This window comes from Chengkuizengella axinellae (genome assembly GCF_030730905.1).
Classification (GTDB): domain Bacteria; phylum Bacillota; class Bacilli; order Paenibacillales; family KCTC-33759; genus Chengkuizengella; species Chengkuizengella axinellae.
Genome location: NZ_JAVAMP010000002.1, coordinates 361,640 through 379,538 on the forward strand (window position 1 = coordinate 361,640; position 17,899 = coordinate 379,538).

Genomic DNA, 17,899 nt, shown 5'->3' on the forward strand with positions numbered 1-17,899 from the left:
AGAAAGATTAAAATTCTGGCAATAGCATGAAAAAAATATCAAGAATTTCCCTTCCATAGATTCCAAGGAAATACGGGTGGTGGAGAAGAATGAAACTCAATATCATTTTTTAAAGTTGGATGACAAAAGCTGATTCTTTTTGACCATAATGCAATTTGTTGATTCTTTTTATTTCCCTTTTCTCCATATTTTTGATCTCCATAAAGAGGGCAGCCGATTTCTGAAAATTGAACTCGTATTTGATGTGAACGACCAGTATGCAATCTTATTTGTGCTAAGCTAAATCCATCCCTTGATCCTTTTATTTCGTATTCAAGGATCGCTTCTTTGCTGTCCTTTACATTTTTTGCAACACTATACACTTTATTTAGATTCGTATCCTTTTTTAAATAGTGAATAAGCTTTCCTTTTTGTTTGCTGGGAGTTCCATGAATAACGGCCATATATTCTTTTTCCATTTGATGTGTTCGAATACTGTTTGATAATCGTGATGCCGCTTTTGACGTTTTTGCAAAAACCATTACACCACCTACTGGCCGATCTAGTCGATGTACTAACCCTAAAAATACATTTCCAGGTTTGTTATATCGTTCCTTTATGTCTTGCTTTAACATCGTTAACAAATCCATGTCTCCAGAAATATCTTGTTGGGTTGGAATATTGACAGGTTTTTCGACAATAAGAATATGATTGTCTTCATATATAACAGGAATGGGATGTTGTGTTTTCATATTTGCCTCCATTTACAATAGTAATAGCTTGTCCAATTTTACATACAATTTCTTTATCAGGCAAGTACATATGCAACTAAATTTAAAATTGGAAATGGATGCGTGTAAACACCTTTACACCGCACCCAAAAGTAATCTTACGGAGGGGGGATTAGTGATTATGTGTTTCTTTGGATGCATGATTAGATGTTTATAAATTACAAAAATCCACCTGGATTTCCATTTCCCCCTTGATTTCCACCTAATATGCCGCCGAGACCGCCGCCCCCGCCGCCTCCGCCAGAGCCCCCGCCGCCGAGCATACCACCTAACATGCCGCCGAGACCGCCGCCCCCGCCAGAGCCGCCTCCACCGCCAAGCATACCACCGAGACCCCCACCAGAGCCTCCACCGCCAAGCATACTGCCCAACATGCCACCGAGACCGCCACCTCCACCAGAACCACCGGAGCCGCCTCCACCGAGCATACCACCTAATAAACCTGGAAGCATACCGCCGAGACCGCCACCGCCACCGCCAGAGCCTCCACCGCCAAGCATGCCACCAAGCATACCGCCGAGACCGCCACCGCCAAGCTTGCCCATTCCTAACAATCCTTTCATTAAAAGGGGCAAGATGAAGTTAGTATGAGCTTTATCTCCGGATTTAGGGTTGACATATATGGCTCCTCCCTTAACTTTTACTAATTTCCCCACCACGAAAGTACCATCTTTTTTTATAGCATAAATGTCTTTTCCGATTAATTTTTTAACTTCGCTTTTGGAAATGGTTGGTTGGTGGATTTTTTTTCTTTTTTTAGGTGTTTTCCTTGTTTTTTTAGCCATTTTAAACTTCTCTCCTTTCTTTTATCATTCCCCGTACTTGGAGTCCAAATGACTTTCTTTTCACTTTTTCTTGTTCTCCATCTATTGTATGTTGGACACCTCTTGGTGGTATGGACATTCGTTTAGTTTAAATAAATTGTACTTTTGTCTAGTATTGTTTTGCATTGAAGTATTAGGATACCTCTTTGAGAAGCTCCGATAAGAATTTTTGTTCTATTACATTTATTCATTTCATACATATAAAAAGAAGTTTTGGGAGCATGGTTCTATTTTGAGAAAAGGATTGGAAATAAGGAGATGAATTTATGCTAGATTTGCTTCCAACAATGGAGCAATTAGATTTATTTACAGAGGGGGATTTGTTTCAAGCTTATAAATTATTTGGTGCTCATATAGAGAAGAGAGATGGAGTAATCGGAGTGCGTTTTACCGTTTGGGTACCCAATGCAAAATCAGTTCATGTGGTTGGAGATTTTAATGGTTGGATAGGTGAACAGCATCGAATGCATAAAGTAGAAGAATATGGTGTGTGGAATATCTTTATTCCACATTTGGTTGAAGGGGATTTATACAAATATGAAATACATACAATGTCAAATCAAGTTTTGTTGAAATCCGATCCCTATGCATTTTTTTCTGAAAAACGACCTCAAACAGCTTCCATTGTTAAATCTTTAAATCATTATCATTGGCAGGATGATAATTGGCAGTCTGAAAAACGCAAATCAAACGTTCATGCTAAACCCATGAATATATATGAGGTGCATCTTGGTAGTTGGAAAAAGAGAAATAATGAAGGTTTATCTTACGAACAACTTGCTGACGAACTAGTAGAATATGTTATTGGAATGGGGTACACCCACATTGAACTGTTGCCTTTAATGGAACATCCTTATGACCGATCATGGGGTTATCAAATTACAGGATATTATTCTCTCACAAGTCGTTATGGCACTCCTGAGCAGTTTATGTATTTTGTGGATCGTTGTCATCAAAATGGGATAGGAGTTATTTTGGACTGGGTACCTGGCCATTTTTGCAAGGATGAACATGGATTAAGACAATTTGATGGAACACCATTATATGAACATGAAGATATGATGAAGGCTGAGAAACCTTTGTGGGGGACATTGAGCTTTGATTATAACAAACCAGAGGTTGTATCCTTTCTCATTTCCAATGCATTATTTTGGATGGATGTATATCATATCGATGGCTTTCGAGTAGATGCTGTAGCAAGTATGATCAACTTGAATTTTGATAAACCTAGACATCAGCATATTAAAAATAAAAATGGTAGCACAGAAAATTTAGAAGCTCTTCAATTTATCAAAAAGTTAAATGAAACTGTATTTCAGTATTTTCCAGACGCCTTAATGATGGCTGAGGATTCTTCAGATTGGCCTTTAGTTAGTGCACCAACTTATGATGGCGGACTTGGTTTTAACTTTAAATGGAATATGGGCTGGATGAATGATATGTTGCGTTATATGGAAACAGACTCTATTTTTAGACCCTATGAACATAAATTAATTACTTTTTCATTGCTTTACGCTTTTTCAGAAAACTACGTTTTACCTTTTTCACATGATGAAGTTGTACATGGTAAAAAATCCATGTTAAATAAAATGCCGGGTGATTACTGGCAAAAATTCGCAAACTTAAGATTGATTTATAGCTATCAAATGACCCATCCTGGAAAAAAGCTGAATTTCATGGGTAGTGAGCTTGCGCAATTTGAAGAATGGAAGGATCTAGAACAGATAGACTGGATGTTATTGAATTTTGAAATGCATGACAAGTATCAGCAATTCGTAAAAGAATTAAATTTCTTCTATAAATTAGAACCAGCTTTGTGGGAGTTAGACTCTTATCCTTCAGGTTTTCAGTGGATGGACGCGAATAATGATAAAGATTGCATTATTTCATTTATTCGAAAGGGGGACGATGAAGAAAGTATTCTCGTCATATGTAACTTTACTGCGTTAGTGCATCAAAATTACTTGATAGGGGTTAATATGCCTGGGGTTTATGAAGAAATATTTAATAGTGATGAGTTGAAATATGGAGGTTCAGGACAAAAAAATGGGAGGGTTAAAGCACAATTGAAATCCTGTAATTTTCAAGATTTTAGCATTCAGCTAACCATACCTCCTTTAGCAACGATTATGTTTAAAAGAGTACCTGCTGTACCTAAAGAAATAGAGGGAGAGATAAAATGAGATCAAAGGAATGTGTAGCCATGCTGTTGGCAGGTGGGAAGGGGAATCGATTAGGAGCATTAACTTCTAAATTAGCAAAACCAGCTGTTTATTTTGGAGGAAAATATAGATTAATTGATTTTACACTTAGCAATTGTACGAATTCAGGGATTGATACAGTCGGAGTTTTAACCCAATACCATCCACTCGCATTAAACTCATATATTGGAGTAGGAAAACCATGGGATCTAGAGCGTGAAGAAGGTGGAGTCACGATTCTACCTCCTTATATTAAACAAGATGGTGGGGATTGGTATAAAGGAACTGCAGATTCCATTTACCAAAATATTGATTTTATTGAACAGTATGATCCTAAATATGTACTAGTTATTTCTGGTGATCATATATATAAAATGAACTATGAATTGATGTTGAATGCTCACATTCAAAAAAATGCTGAAGCAACAGTTGCGGCCATTAGTGTAGGTTGGAAAGATGCATCAAGATTTGGAATTATCGATACAAATGATGAGAATAAAATGATCTCCTTTTTTGAAAAACCAAAAAATCCACGCAGCAATCTAGCATCCATGGGTATTTATATCTTTAATTGGGGTATTTTGAAGAAATTATTAATTTCTGACGCTAAAGATCAAAGATCATCTCATGATTTTGGTAAAGACATCATTCCAAAGATGCTGGAAAATGGTAATGATCTATATGCATATTCCTTTGAGGGATATTGGAGAGATGTAGGGACGGTTGAAAGCTTATGGGAAACACATATGGATTTATTAAAAAAAAATTCAGCATTCGACCTAAATGAGAGGGGTTGGAAAGTTTACTCAAGAAATTTAAATCAACCTTCACAGTATATTTCTTCAAAAGCGATAGTGAGAAATAGTTTAGTAAATGAGGGGTGTACTGTTTTTGGAGAAGTTGAAAATTCAGTACTTTCGTATGGGGTTCACATTGAAGAAGGAAGTAACGTTAAGGATTCAGTGATCATGCCAAATGTAAAGATAGGGAAAAATGTAAAGATTAATCGGGCGATAATAGGTGAAGGAACGATAATCCATGATCACAATGTTGTAGGGAATCTGGAAGATATTACTTTAATCGGACATCGCGAGATTGTTACATGAATTCTAATTCATATGAAAGGAAGAAACTTCTATGAAAAATGTGATGGGGATCATAAACTTGGTCAATGAAACAGATCAACTAGAAGAGTTAACCTACAACAGATGTATCGCTTCCACTCCATTTGGCGGTAGATATCGTTTAATTGACTTTATATTATCAAGCTTAGTAAACTCTGGAGTTCAAAAAGTGTGTATGTTTACACAGGAAAAATATCGTTCTTTGATGGACCATTTAGGATCCGGTAGGGAATGGGATTTAGATCGAAAGCAAAATGGATTAACGGTCTTACCTCCATTATTTGATGATCCAGATGAATCCAAGAAGGGGGATTTATATTATTTTTATTGTCACAGAGATTACTTTTTTCGTTGTAATGAAGAGTATGTGATTCTTTCAAAATCTCACATGGTTTGCAATATAGATTTTAAACCGATATTACAGTTTCACAAAGAAAAAGAAGCTCAAATTACAGTGTTATATAAAGAAGACAAAGAAGAGCTTTATTCATTAACGCGTCAGATAAAAGTAAATGCTGATCAAAAGGTATCATCTATGCAGGGTTATCATACAAAACAACAGAGTGATCCATTTAGCATGGAAATGCTGCTGATGAGAAAAGAGTTATTTCTTGATTTAGTTGAGACTTCTATTGCGAAAGGTTGGAAGGATTTTATTACAGATGCTGTCATCAAAAATTTAGATTTGTTAAGTGTTTATGGTTATAAATACTCTGGTTATTTAGGCATCATTAATACTGTGCAAAGCTATTACAAAAACAGCATGGACTTATTAAATGCATCTTTATTCAATCAATTATTCCATCAGTCTCATTCAATCTATACAAAAACAAAAGATGAAGCACCTGCAGCATATAAATCTTCTGCCAGCGTATTAAATTCATTAGTTACGAATGGCTGTATTATTAAAGGTACCGTTGAAAACAGTATCTTATTTAGAGGGATTGAGGTTGGAGAAGGGGCACGCCTTAAAAACTGCATTATTATGCCAAACTCCGTTATTCAGCAAAATGTAAACTTGGAAAATGCCATTTTAGACAAACATGTGATTGTAAACATGGACCAGGAGATTATTGGGGATCCAAAAATGCCATTTGTTGCAGAAAAACAAAAAGTAATTTGAGAGGAGGTATATCATGAATATACTATTTGTAGCATCTGAATCAGACCCCTTTGTAAAATCAGGAGGACTAGGAGAAGTGATTGGCTCATTGCCAAAGCAAATTAAGAAAAAGGGTGCGGATATTAGAGTTATACTGCCTAAGTATGGAGATATAGCAGATGAGTATAAGAACCAGATGACAACAAAAGCTGTTTTCAACATTCAGCTTGATTGGCGAAATCAGTATTGTGGTGTTCAAGAACTGCAAGTGAACGGAATTCACTATTATTTTATTGATAATGAATTTTATTTTAAGAGACCCGGATTATATGGTTATGGTGATGATGGTGAAAGGTTTGTCTATTTTAATAAAGCAGTTTTAGAGGCGATTCCTCATTTGGATTTTGAACCAGATATTATTCATTGTCATGATTGGCAATCAGGTTTGATTCCAGTATGCTTAAAAGCACAGTATTCAGATAAACCAGTATATAGGAATATAAAAACCATTTTTACGATTCATAATTTAAAATACCAAGGCATTTTTTCAAAGCCTTTATTGAAGAGTTTAACAGATTTAGATGATAAATATTTTACTCAAGATTCGTTGGAATTTTATGACCAAGGCAATTGTATGAAGGGGGCTCTTCAATATGCAGATGTAATTACTACTGTGAGTCATACATATGCTGAAGAAATCCAAACTCCTGAATATGGTGAGCAGTTGGAAGGGGTTATTACATCAAGAAATAAAGATTTACATGGTATTCTAAATGGAATAGACATTAAAAGTTACAACCCTGTAACGGATCCGAATGTGAGAGTGAAGTATCAAAACTCTTTATTTAATAAAAGACTGAATAAAGAAAGGTTTCAAAAGCAGATCGGTTTACCTGTGAATAAAGATATTCCTATGATCGGTATGGTCTCTCGGTTAGTGGAACAAAAAGGATATGATCTTGTAGCTCACGTATTGGATGAAATCTTGGAGATGGATGTTCAATTTGTCATTTTGGGGACTGGAGAAAGAAAATATGAACTTTTTTTTGAAGACGCTGCGAAACGAAATCCAACTAAATTGTCTACAATCATTAAATTTGACGATGCTCTAGCGAGAAAAATTTATAGTTCTTCAGATTTATTCCTCATGCCATCATTATATGAACCTTGTGGGATAGGGCAATTATTATCCTATCAATATCGAGCAGTTCCAATCGTGAGGGAAACTGGGGGATTGAAGGATACTGTGAAACCTTATAATAAATATACAGGTGAAGGTACGGGATTTACTTTTATAAATTACAATGCCCATGATATGTTGTACGCAATTCAAAAAGCAGTTGAGTGTTATCACAATAAAGATATTTGGAATAGTATCATTAATCAAATCAAAAAAGTAAATGTAAGCTGGGAAAAACCAGCCAGAGAATATATAAATCTATATAAACAGTTAGTGTTTGTGTTAAATTAAAATGAGTATATTTAAGAGCCCTTAAATGATGTTTATAATGCATTTAAGGGTCATTTTATAATTTGTGTTGCCAATCAGCGAGTTTTAGAATGAGAATATCCCTCTCCTATTTTGTTCTGGAAATAGTTCAGGATGAAACAAGGATGCTAGAAGTTCAATCCCATCTACTACACCGATACTAGGTTGTGTAAATAAATTAGCATCTAGTAGATAAACTTTGTTGTTTTTCACCGCTTTAAGCTCCTTCCAGCCGTATAATTGTTCAAGTTGTTTTACTTCTTGTTTTGCTTTTTTTTCATCATATCCACATGGTGAAATGATGAGGATTTCAGGATCTACTTTTTTTATTTGGTCAAACTGGATTGGATTAGAGTGTCCTTCTGGTGATGCTAATTCATCTTCTCCACCAGCAAGTTGTACAAGCTCTGGAATCCAATGTCCAGAATTATAAATGGGATTAATCCATTCCATAAAAAAAACAGATGTTTTTTGTTTTTTATATTGTTTTAGTGTATTTTGAATGTTATTTATACGTTGATGGTAGCTTTGAACTAATTCTATTCCTTTTTGCTCGGATTTCAATGCCTTAGCCACAGTGATAACATTATCAAATATGTCATTCAATTTTTTAGGGATGAGCGGGATAATTTCTGGCTGTTTTTTTAATTGATAGACTGCTTTTTCAACATAAGAAGTTCCTACCTGACATACATCACAAACATGTTGTGTAAACATAATATCTGGCTCTATCATTTCTAATAATTCTTGTTCTATATAATAAAGTGATTTATCTTCTTTTACATATTGAGATACAATTTCATTAATCTCTGATGAAGTTAATTTTTCACCTTCTAATACGGACCTTACTACTTTAGGTTTATCAGAAGGACATTCGAATGTAACCCCGCTTAAAAAATGTTCTAGCCCTAATTCATGAATCATTTGGGTTGCAGCTGGTAAACAGGATATTGCTTTCATTGATGTACGCTCCTAAATAAATTATTTGTTCAATCGTATCACAAATTTCCTTAAAGTGGTCTTTAAAATGCATCAATAATGTTATTATTATACAAGGTGTTTATTGAATCTCTAAATAAAAAGTTGAAACAGGAGTGAAGGAAATGAAAATCTTAAATATTCTAGGCAGCTCTAGAAAAGAGGGGAACTCCGAAATTTTATCAGAACAAGCCTTATCTGACCTGCAGTATAAAAAAGTGTGTTTAGCTGAAAAAAATATAAAACCAGTTGTAGATAAGAGACATTCGAAAGAAGGATATAGCATTGTCCTTGATGATTATGAAGAGCTCTTAACAGATTTGTTCAATCATGATATTTACATATTCACAACGCCTTTATACTGGTATGGTATGACTGGACCGATGAAAAACTTTTTTGACAGATGGTCCCAGTATCTTCGTGATGAAAGATTTGATTTTAAAGCAGAAATGTCTAAAAAGAAAGCTTATGTGATTGTGACTGCTGGTGCAAATCCCAAAATAGAAGCTTTGCCTCTAATCCAACAATTTGAGTATATTTTTAAATTTGTAAATATGGAGTTTGTTGATTATATTCTTGGCCAAGGGAATCTACCTGGAGATGTTAGAGTGGATAAAGCTGCAATGTCTAAGGCTTTATTGTGGAATCAAACTTTTAGTTCATAGAATCTCACCTGATAAGTTCAACTAACTTTCAGTGGTGGTATGAAACCCCTACTAAAAGAAAGGTTCACTTTATAGTGTAATTATAAATAAGATGAAAATAGCAGTGAATGGCGAAAATATGGAAAAAACCATAAGGGAGCTGCTTTAAAATAAAAACCATTAGCCGATCGCCTGGGGAGAGGTAAGGGACATTTATGTTTCTTGCCTCTTTTTTATTTTAATTTATGAGGAGGAAGAATAATGGAAAAGAAAATGATTTTAGATGGAGCAATCGTAGCTGAAGAAATCAAAAAACAATTAAAGGTTAAGGTTTCACAACTGAAAACAAAAGGAATTATCCCTTGCTTAGCCTTCTTCAGCATCCAGTACCATCTCATATTGATGAAAGGGCTTAAACCGAATTTTATTCAAGGAGAATGGATTAAACAAGATGCGATTGTTTTAGACGCAGGGTATAATAAGGGTAATGTTGGAGATGTGGAATATGAAAGCTGCTATAGGAGGGCAAGTGCTATTAAACCTGTTCCTGGCGGAGTGGGTCCTGTAACAATTGCAATGCTTCTAAAACACACAGTTCAAGCAGCAGAGATTGCATGTAAAAATTAAAAGAGGTGATGTTGTTGTCAATTGATAGTATAGAAGACTTAGAAGGAATTAAGAAAGTTGGCAGAGTTGTTGCTCTTGCAAGGGAAGAGATGCTCAGAAGCGCTAAAGAAGGAATGACTACAAAGGAACTAGATTTAATTGGATTAAATATTTTGAATCAATATGGGGCTAAATCTGCACCTAATAAAGATTATGATTTTCCCGGAATAACCTGTATCAGTGTGAATGAAGAGGTAGCACATGGAATACCTAGTGAAAAAGTACTGAAAAAAGGCGATTTAGTTAATATAGATGTTTCCGCTGAATTGGATGGATACTATGCGGACACAGGTGCAAGCATCGTAATTGGTTCTAGTGATGAAAGTAAATATAAATTATGCCAATGTGCAGAAGAAGCTATGTATAAAGGGATATCAAAAGCAAAACAAGGCAGCAAGGTGAATCAGATTGGAAAAGAAATAAATAAGGTTGCAAGAAAAAGTGGGTTTCAAGTCGTGAAAAACTTAGCAGGACATGGAATAGGTAAAAAATTGCATGAAGCTCCTGAGAGTATATCCAATTACAAAAATAATGCCGAAAATGAGTTATTGACAAATGGTCTTGTATTAGCGATTGAAACCTTCATATCTACAGGAAGTGATTACGTTTTGGAAGAAGAAGATGGATGGACTTTAGTCACACCTGATGGCAGTTTAGTAGCACAATATGAACACACAGTCATCGTATCAGATGATAAACCTGTTATTGTTACCCAATTATAGGTGAGTGTTACACTACATTATAGAAATGTGAATATGGATGTTGTATGTCTTTAGTAAGAAAAATGGTGAAATAAGGGAAAAGATTTTTTCCCTTATTCCTTAGGTAGGGTCCTCCAACATATGTTGCATACTGCTATTGGAGTGTGTAATTATGTTTGCTCATCAATCCAAGATTTCTGAAACTCATCAAACCCAAAACCACCATAACGTATATTTTGTATCTTAGGGTGCATAATGATTTTTCTTATGGGATGTATTTGAAACAGTAGAAGATGATTTTTCCGAATATAAGTCTCTATTTTGTTTATCCAATATTCGCGTTTTTTATAGTTTTGCTCAACTCTCATTTTATCTAAATATTTTCCAATAAATTTAATATTTTCTTTTCCCAAAAATCTATGAATAATATTTGCTTTATTATAAAAGGAATCTATAAATGATATATGATAATCAAGCGAAGCAACTTCTCCACATAAAATTAAATCTGGCTTTTGGTCTAATTCTGAACTATATAAAATCTCTTCGATAAACCTACCTTGATTTCGAATTTTAATACCTACTGATGCTGCTTCACGCCTTAACCAATCTGCTCTTTCTTTTTCATCTACGGCATTTTTATAGAATAATGTTAACGGTTCTCCTTGATAACCTGAATCTTTTATTAGTCCGATTACTAGACTTCTATTTCTTTGTTGTGGATTTGAGTTCCAGGGAAAGTAACTGGAGGCTTCTACCATTTGGTTACGGCCTAAGTCATTCCACATTTTTTTGATGTCGAAGAGATGGAACAATGCAGCTCGAAAAGATGGATGATGTACAATAGAAGGTTTTTGAAAATTGAATGCAAGAAAATCATAACCAACTGTAAGCTTTTTTTGCAGCACTGAATCTGCTGTTTCTTTATTTTTTAGTTTAATGTCCATTACATGTTTTGTTTTTCTGGGTACTAGATAGAATTCTATTTCATCCAGTATGGGTCTTTCTAGAAAATAGTGATCAAATGCTTTTAATACAATTTTTGAATTTGTACGTTCTTTTAACTGAAAAGGTCCTGTACCAATCCATTTGTTTTCTTGAAAACCTTCATCCCGAGACAAGATGGAAAGATAGGTTGTGGATAGATAACGTATAAAATAAGGATTAGGTTGATTTAATTTAATTTGCACAATATAAGGTGATAAACACTCTATTTCTTCAATATCTTTAATAAGCCAGGAAGAATAAGAAGAAGTTTTTTGAAAACGTTCAAAAGTATAAAGAACATCATCACTTGTTAACGCTTTTTGGTGATGAAACAATACTCCTTTCCTTAGATGGAATGTCCAAGTCTTATATTCGATATCCACTTTCCAATGGTGTGCTATGTGGGGTTGAACTGAATCTGTTTTTTGGTCGTATGTAACCAATGTACTTCCAAGTTGTTTAATTAAGTATGACTCAAAATCAAATGTGGCATTGATAGGATCTAACGTTTTTATCGATCTGATCACAATTGTACGTAGAACATCATCTGATATTTGACTTGAATCTAATCCAAACCGTTTTTGAATTTCTTTGAAAACGATTTCAAAAGATGTTTTAGGGATATTCAGTTCTAGCAATTGAAAAACATGTTCTAATTGTCCATTATTAATATATGTAATAACAGTATTATGTACATCCTGATGAAGTGAATTTTTAAAGTGTATACGAGAGGAATTGCCTCTTCCTCTTCCGGGTATGTAGATGAATCTGCCTTCTTCCTCGTATTTCTTAATTTTTTGTTTAACATTTTTTTTGTTGCAGTGCCAGAGTGTTTCCAATTCATTCAATTTGAATTCAACACTTTCCTCTACTTCGTTTGGATATAAATAAGCCCTCATTTGAAAATAAGATAACTCTTTCATGTCATGTCTCCTATCTAAAAAGGGGTTGTTTTTCAGTTCGATTATACCCTTTTTAGCTATTTTTGAATAGAGGATAATAATATATAAAATACATGTTTCAAAGATTTTCATAACGAATATGATTTTTATATATAATCTGGGGGAAAAAATGTATAATATAAAACGACTTTCTGAATGTTCTTTAGAGGATGCTTTGCAGGCCTGGAACAATGGTTTTACTGGCTATATGTTAGATGTACAGTTGACTATGGAATCTTTTTTGAAACGTTTAGTAACAGAGCAAACCTCACCAAAACTATCTCTAATTGCCTATCACGATAATCAGCCTATTGGGATTGTTCTGAACGGGACAAGAAACATTGACGGTAAGAAGGTAGCATGGATAGGTGGAATTGCTGTTGCACCCACATTTCGCGGTCAAGGAATTGGAGATCAACTTTTGAGAGAGACACTGTCCATTTACCAAAGTGAGGATGTTAAAATTTCAACCTTAGAGGTTTTAATAGATAATGAAAAAGCAATTCAATTATATAAAAGACATGGATATGTAAGTGTGGATCGTTTACAGTTCTATGTACATAAAGATGCTTTGGACTCTAGCCCTTTTGGAGATAAGTGTATTAAATACGAAATGAAGAAAGCGGTTCCAAGCGAAGTGAGAAAATTATCATTTTATAAAAGTATGCTGCCTTGGCAAACACAATGGGACAGTGTGAGGGAGGGAGAGGTATTAATTGCGCTGGATCAAGAGAAGGAACCAATTGGATATGTAATATATAAACGCAACTTTAATGAGCAAGGCGTTTGTACTTCAACTGTCCTCTATCAATGCGAGGTTTCACCTGAGAGAGAGGATTATAAGGAGATTACTACATGTTTATTAACACAGATATACTCACCATTTGATCATAAGATGAAAAGAATGACGATGAATTTATCAGTAAACAACAGAGTCGTTTTATCATTGCTTAAGCAGGCAGGTTTTAAAATGAGATTGGAACAAGTGTACATGGGAAAAATGATGTAAGAATGTGAAAACTAGCTAAATAAGTTGAAGTTAATCATAAAACCCCAATTTAATATGGTGAATTGGGGTTTTATTGTATAAATTAAGATAGATAGTTATTGGGGTATTGTTATTACATTAATTTGATTATTGCATTTATATTGTCTGATTGATGATCAAACTCAGCAATTTTGTTTACTTTTTCTACATTGCATATTGTACACTGATGTATGATTTGCAATCCTTTTCGAGAATTGTGTCTAATCCCTATTGGTTTCATTAAACCTTTACATTTGCTATTTCTATCTCCAGGTTTTTCATCCACGTGTTTTGAATATAGACAAACCGGACAATGATTTCTAAAACTCCCATTTGATAGGGGGTGAACAAAACTTAAACAATGACCACAAGAGAAGCTAGTGTTCTCTTTTTTTCTACTCATACCCAAACTCCCTTTTCTTGATTTATTGTTATAAATCAAGAAGCTCGGGTTCCGTTCTTGTTCTCATCTATTATTTCAGGCTTAATTGAACCATTTACAAATTCACCGCCAGTTCCTTTAGGGTCAGCGATTACTTCCGTTTCCTACTTCATCTAAGCATATTTCATCTTAAAATCCGAACCTAGACCAATTTTGTGTTCTTTGTATTGGCCACTGTAAGGCGGAATAGCTTCAGTATTTGGGTCCACCTTCCACCGGTAAGTGTATGATCAATTTCACTGACATCGGCATTCGTCCCCGATTAGGTATGAGTATAAAATACGATCCTTCTTTTCATGTTAATCACTCCAAATTATACCCAAAACTATCTAACAAAGTATTTTAGCATATGTTTAATCTATTTTGCCACGTTCTAAAAGAAAGATTTCTTTATATGAGTATTTAAGTTAAGTCATCAGATCATTTGTTTGACTTCCGGTATTTTTTAACATGAAAGCGAGTTGAACATTTTTTACTACAAAAGCGCTGAAGTCCGTTTTTAGAACGATCTATAAAGATTTCCTCGCAAGGAGTGGAAGCACATGATTTGAGTCTTGTTCTTCCATACTCCACTAGCTCTCTCCCTAATGAAAATGAACAAACTGCTAAGATGGCATCAACTAAAGGTCTGTTACTTTTCAGTGATTGACCATAAATGATTTTATAGTTACCATTTCCTTCCGATGAGAGTCTAGATCGAATAGGATTTTGAGATTCAAATATAGTTAGAAATGCTACTAATTCTTCGTCGCTTCCAATGGAGATGAGTTTTCGTAATTGATTTCGATATTTTTGTATGGCTGCTAAATCATCAAAAGTGGTAGGTTTTTTTTCAAATAAATTATATTTTTGAAGCACTTCATTTAATTCGTCCACCCCAGGCAATTTTTCAGGATTTTCATAGTATGGATCATAAGAATTCAGTATTTCAAAGGTAAGAGAAAGCCACTCTTCATTGTAATACCCCATATAATTTTACCTCCTTACATGTTATACTGGTAGTAATATTTAAATTATATTTTAAGTATTACATAAAATCAATGTGATGAAATTGGTTTCCTTAAAGGGAGGTTCTTTTACATGATAAAAGAAAAACAAATCATACATGCTCCTGTCAATCTGGGGTTAAGACGGCATTTGGATGGCAGAGAAAGAGGTTGTAACAAACTTCCTGATAAACTTGAAGAGTTAGGCTTTCATACATCCATTGGAGCCAAGGTCGCTAGTAGGTTAACTCAACCTATTTATCCAGAAGGTCAAATATTTCATGATGGTGCGTTAAACGTTTATCAAATTGCAACTTTATCAGTTGAATTAGCGGACAATGTTGAGAAAGTTTTAAACGGCTTCGCATTTCCTATTGTTTTAGGTGGGGATTGTAGTGTATTAATAGGAAGTGCGTTAGCTTTGGCGAGAAAGGGAAAATATGGACTCATTCATTTAGATGCACATTCGGATTATAACCACAAAGGAATCTCAAAGGAAGCTGCTGTAGCTGGTATGGATTTAGCGTTAGTCACTGGAAAAGGAACAAATATTTTAACAAATCTCGAAAATAAAAAGCCTTACATTCAAACAGAAAATGCTCTTACATTTGGATATCGTGAGTCTGATCCAGAGAGTTGGATTATAGATGAAGTTATAGCTGATGGCATTACGTGTTGGAGCGCGGAAAAATCAACTCGAGAGGGGATAGAGAAATCAACTGATGAAATATTGAATTTTATGCATAGGGATAATGAGATAGAGGGTTATTGGTTGCATTTGGATGCTGATATACTAGATGCTTCTATTATGCCTTGTGTTGATTGTCCAGAACCAAACGGCTTACAGTGGACAGAACTAAAGGAGCTCTTAAGTAAAGTTCTAGCATCACCAAAGATAGTTGGAATGAATGTAACGATATTAGACCCTGATTTAGATGTTAAAAATGAAGTAACAAAAACTTTTTCAAATATGTTGATAGAGGTGTTAAATTAACATTATACCCTATTAATTTCTGTTAGAAAAAGGATAATCATAATCATTTTAGATTATAATATGTTAGGTTCAGTTACTATTTTAACCTCCAAAAAGGGGTTATTTTTTTTAGGTTTATACCCTTTTTAACCACTTATGAACAGAGCATAATGAATAAAACAGATATTGTATTAACATTAATAAATGGAATTACAAGTGGGTGGAAAATTAGGGGATGAAAATCATATTGTTGATCTTTATGACAGTTTTCTTTTGGGGTTCTAGAATGATTTCCCCTTAAGTAAAACCTGTAAATACTTAAAGTAGTTTTTAAATAATTAGTGGGTGGTTATGTATGGTTCTTGAAGAAAGTATGCTTTGTTTTGATTCAAATTTAGCAAAAAGTAAGCCTGAAAGTATTGTTAAGCGTGATACAAGCTGTCCTTTTTGTGAGACAGAGAGTTTAACAAATGTAATAGATAGAGAGGGTACGATTATTTGGGTGGAAAATAAATATCCAACACTTCAGGATACCTATCAAACAATAATAATAGAAACGGATCAGTGTGAATCAGAATTATCAGAATATGATCCTTCCCATTTAAAGCAATTATTTCGATTTGCATTTGAAAAATGGCTTGTAATGGAAAACAGTGGTGAGTATAAGTCTGTAATTTTATATAAGAATCATGGCCTTTTATCAGGTGGAACTATAAGACACCCTCATATGCAAATTGTTGGTTTAAAAAAGTTGAATTATTGGCGGAAAGTAAATACTGATACTTTTGATGGGGAATTCATTCATAGTGCTGGGAATGTTAGTTTATCAGTCTCCAATTATCCTTTGGTTGGATTTACAGAATTCAATGTAAAAGTGAATGAGAATTTCAACTTAAAAGATGTCGATCAAATGGCTGTTTATATTCAAAACGGCACTCATTTTTTATTAAATCATCTTAAATGTAACAGTTATAATTTATTTTTTTATAGACTAAATCAACTCATTTTTGTGAAAATCATGCCCAGATTTGTAACTTCACCACTTTTTTTAGGGTATTCCATCCCACAAGTATCTAATAACATAAATGAAATTGTAACTAAAATGAAAGATATATATTTTAAATAGAAGAGGAGTTGTGATTGAAGTGATCAAAATTAAACGTTTATCAGATTGTAGTTTTCAAGAAGCTGTAACTGCATGGAATTTAGGATTTACAGGATATTTAACGGATGTTCAAATGACATTGGAAGTTTTTTTAAATAGACTTGTAACGGAAGGATTATCCACAGAATTATCCATTATAGCATTTGATGATCATAAACCTATAGGTTTAGTTTTAAACGGTATTCGTGAGTTAGATGGGAAAAAAATTGCATGGAATGGAGGAACAGGTGTAGCTCCTGAATATAGACATAAGGGTTTAGGAAAAAGAATGATGGAACAAACTTTAGGGATCTACCAAAAGCAAGGTGTTGATATTGCAACATTAGAGGCGATAAAGGAAAATGAGAAAGCAATAGAGCTGTATAAAAAAATGGGATACATAATAGAAGATCAATTATTGATTTATGCAAATAATCAATCATTTTATTCAAATCCATTTAAAAATGATTTTTCAAATTACGAAATTTTAAAAGTAAAGCCTAGCAAAATACAACATATTCCATTTTATAAAAAAGGGTTACCTTGGCAAACGCAGTGGCAAAGTGTAAAAAGCGGTGAGGGAGTACTCGTTTTAGATAAAACAGGGATTTGCATAGGATATGCATTGTATAAACAAAATGAAAATGATGAGGGTGCTCATGTTTCAACTATGCTTTATCAATGTGAAATATTAGAAGGTCGAAATGATGAACTTGATATAGCTGTTTTTTTATTATCACATTGCTTCTCTCCTTTTGATCAAGAAAGTAAACGAATGGTTTTGAATTTATCTCATAAAAATCAAGTTGTAATTAAGTTATTATATGAAATGGGTTTTGAAAAGAAAATAGAGCAAGTTTATATGGAGAAAACATTGAAGAAATAAAAGAAAATATGATAAAA

Annotated in this window: 16 protein-coding genes, 1 pseudogene and 1 riboswitch; of the genes and pseudogenes, 11 read left to right on the forward strand and 6 right to left on the reverse strand. The window is 34.0% G+C overall.

The window, feature by feature from the left end:
* Window positions 1-38: 38 nt before the first annotated feature.
* Complete coding sequence (locus Q5Y73_RS07335; protein WP_305991208.1) at window positions 39-731, reverse strand: RluA family pseudouridine synthase; 693 nt, start codon at window positions 729-731, stop codon at window positions 39-41.
* A 197-nt stretch (window positions 732-928) separates the two neighbouring features.
* On the reverse strand, window positions 929-1,555 hold the full coding sequence (locus Q5Y73_RS07340; RefSeq protein WP_305991209.1) for a hypothetical protein: 627 nt from the start codon (window positions 1,553-1,555) through the stop codon (window positions 929-931).
* A gap of 305 nt (window positions 1,556-1,860) precedes the next feature.
* Here Q5Y73_RS07340 and glgB point away from each other — a divergent pair, with 305 nt between their 5' ends.
* From glgB to glgA, 4 genes are read left to right on the forward strand one after another with little or no spacing between them, the layout of a single operon-like run.
* Window positions 1,861-3,777, forward strand: a complete 1,917-nt coding sequence (gene glgB / locus Q5Y73_RS07345; protein WP_305991210.1) for a 1,4-alpha-glucan branching protein GlgB — start codon at window positions 1,861-1,863, stop codon at window positions 3,775-3,777.
* Window positions 3,774-4,901, forward strand: a complete 1,128-nt coding sequence (locus Q5Y73_RS07350) for a glucose-1-phosphate adenylyltransferase (protein ID WP_305991211.1) — start codon at window positions 3,774-3,776, stop codon at window positions 4,899-4,901. The genes glgB and Q5Y73_RS07350 overlap by 4 nt, the downstream gene beginning before the upstream one ends.
* Before the next feature lie 31 nt (window positions 4,902-4,932).
* Window positions 4,933-6,042, forward strand: coding sequence for a glucose-1-phosphate adenylyltransferase subunit GlgD (gene glgD, locus Q5Y73_RS07355; protein ID WP_305991212.1), 1,110 nt, complete (start codon window positions 4,933-4,935; stop codon window positions 6,040-6,042).
* Between the two features lie 13 nt (window positions 6,043-6,055).
* Window positions 6,056-7,492, forward strand: a complete 1,437-nt coding sequence (gene glgA / locus Q5Y73_RS07360) for a glycogen synthase GlgA (protein WP_305991213.1) — start codon at window positions 6,056-6,058, stop codon at window positions 7,490-7,492.
* A gap of 84 nt (window positions 7,493-7,576) precedes the next feature.
* Here glgA and Q5Y73_RS07365 read toward each other — a convergent pair whose 3' ends face one another.
* The gene (locus tag Q5Y73_RS07365) at window positions 7,577-8,470 is read right to left on the reverse strand and encodes an ABC transporter substrate-binding protein (protein WP_305991214.1); all 894 of its coding nucleotides are present in this window, start codon (window positions 8,468-8,470) and stop codon (window positions 7,577-7,579) included.
* Window positions 8,471-8,613: 143 nt separating this feature from the next.
* Here Q5Y73_RS07365 and Q5Y73_RS07370 point away from each other — a divergent pair, with 143 nt between their 5' ends.
* From Q5Y73_RS07370 to map, 3 genes and pseudogenes are all read left to right on the forward strand, one after another.
* Window positions 8,614-9,153 (forward strand): flavodoxin family protein, encoded by a 540-nt coding sequence (locus tag Q5Y73_RS07370; protein WP_305991215.1) that lies wholly within the window; start codon window positions 8,614-8,616, stop codon window positions 9,151-9,153.
* Between the two features lie 93 nt (window positions 9,154-9,246).
* A riboswitch (ZMP/ZTP riboswitch) is annotated at window positions 9,247-9,337 on the forward strand.
* A 209-nt stretch (window positions 9,338-9,546) separates the two neighbouring features.
* A pseudogene (locus Q5Y73_RS07375) lies at window positions 9,547-9,759 on the forward strand (bifunctional 5,10-methylene-tetrahydrofolate dehydrogenase/5,10-methylene-tetrahydrofolate cyclohydrolase); the annotation flags it as partial.
* An 8-nt stretch (window positions 9,760-9,767) separates the two neighbouring features.
* The gene (gene map / locus Q5Y73_RS07380) at window positions 9,768-10,520 is read left to right on the forward strand and encodes a type I methionyl aminopeptidase (protein WP_305991216.1); all 753 of its coding nucleotides are present in this window, start codon (window positions 9,768-9,770) and stop codon (window positions 10,518-10,520) included.
* 149 nt (window positions 10,521-10,669) lie between these two features.
* Here the strand turns inward: map and Q5Y73_RS07385 are convergent, their stop codons facing one another.
* Window positions 10,670-12,406 (reverse strand): ABC transporter substrate-binding protein, encoded by a 1,737-nt coding sequence (locus Q5Y73_RS07385; RefSeq protein WP_305991217.1) that lies wholly within the window; start codon window positions 12,404-12,406, stop codon window positions 10,670-10,672.
* A gap of 148 nt (window positions 12,407-12,554) precedes the next feature.
* Between Q5Y73_RS07385 and Q5Y73_RS07390 the strand changes: the two genes are divergently transcribed.
* A complete protein-coding gene (locus tag Q5Y73_RS07390; protein WP_305991218.1) occupies window positions 12,555-13,433 on the forward strand; it encodes a GNAT family N-acetyltransferase in 879 nt (292 codons plus the stop codon).
* 112 nt (window positions 13,434-13,545) lie between these two features.
* On the opposite strand, the gene Q5Y73_RS07395 is transcribed toward Q5Y73_RS07390, so the two are convergent.
* On the reverse strand, window positions 13,546-13,854 hold the full coding sequence (locus Q5Y73_RS07395) for an RNHCP domain-containing protein (protein ID WP_305991219.1): 309 nt from the start codon (window positions 13,852-13,854) through the stop codon (window positions 13,546-13,548).
* 459 nt (window positions 13,855-14,313) lie between these two features.
* Window positions 14,314-14,862, reverse strand: a complete 549-nt coding sequence (locus Q5Y73_RS07400) for a CGNR zinc finger domain-containing protein (RefSeq protein WP_305991220.1) — start codon at window positions 14,860-14,862, stop codon at window positions 14,314-14,316.
* 111 nt (window positions 14,863-14,973) lie between these two features.
* On the opposite strand from Q5Y73_RS07400, the gene Q5Y73_RS07405 reads away from it, so the two are divergent.
* From Q5Y73_RS07405 to Q5Y73_RS07415, 3 genes are all read left to right on the forward strand, one after another.
* Window positions 14,974-15,873, forward strand: coding sequence for an arginase family protein (locus Q5Y73_RS07405; protein WP_305991221.1), 900 nt, complete (start codon window positions 14,974-14,976; stop codon window positions 15,871-15,873).
* 334 nt (window positions 15,874-16,207) lie between these two features.
* A complete protein-coding gene (locus tag Q5Y73_RS07410; RefSeq protein ID WP_305991222.1) occupies window positions 16,208-16,978 on the forward strand; it encodes a DUF4931 domain-containing protein in 771 nt (256 codons plus the stop codon).
* Between the two features lie 19 nt (window positions 16,979-16,997).
* Entirely contained in the window at window positions 16,998-17,882 is an 885-nt protein-coding gene (locus Q5Y73_RS07415; RefSeq protein WP_305991223.1) for a GNAT family N-acetyltransferase, read from the forward strand.
* The last annotated feature ends 17 nt before the right edge of the window (window positions 17,883-17,899 follow it).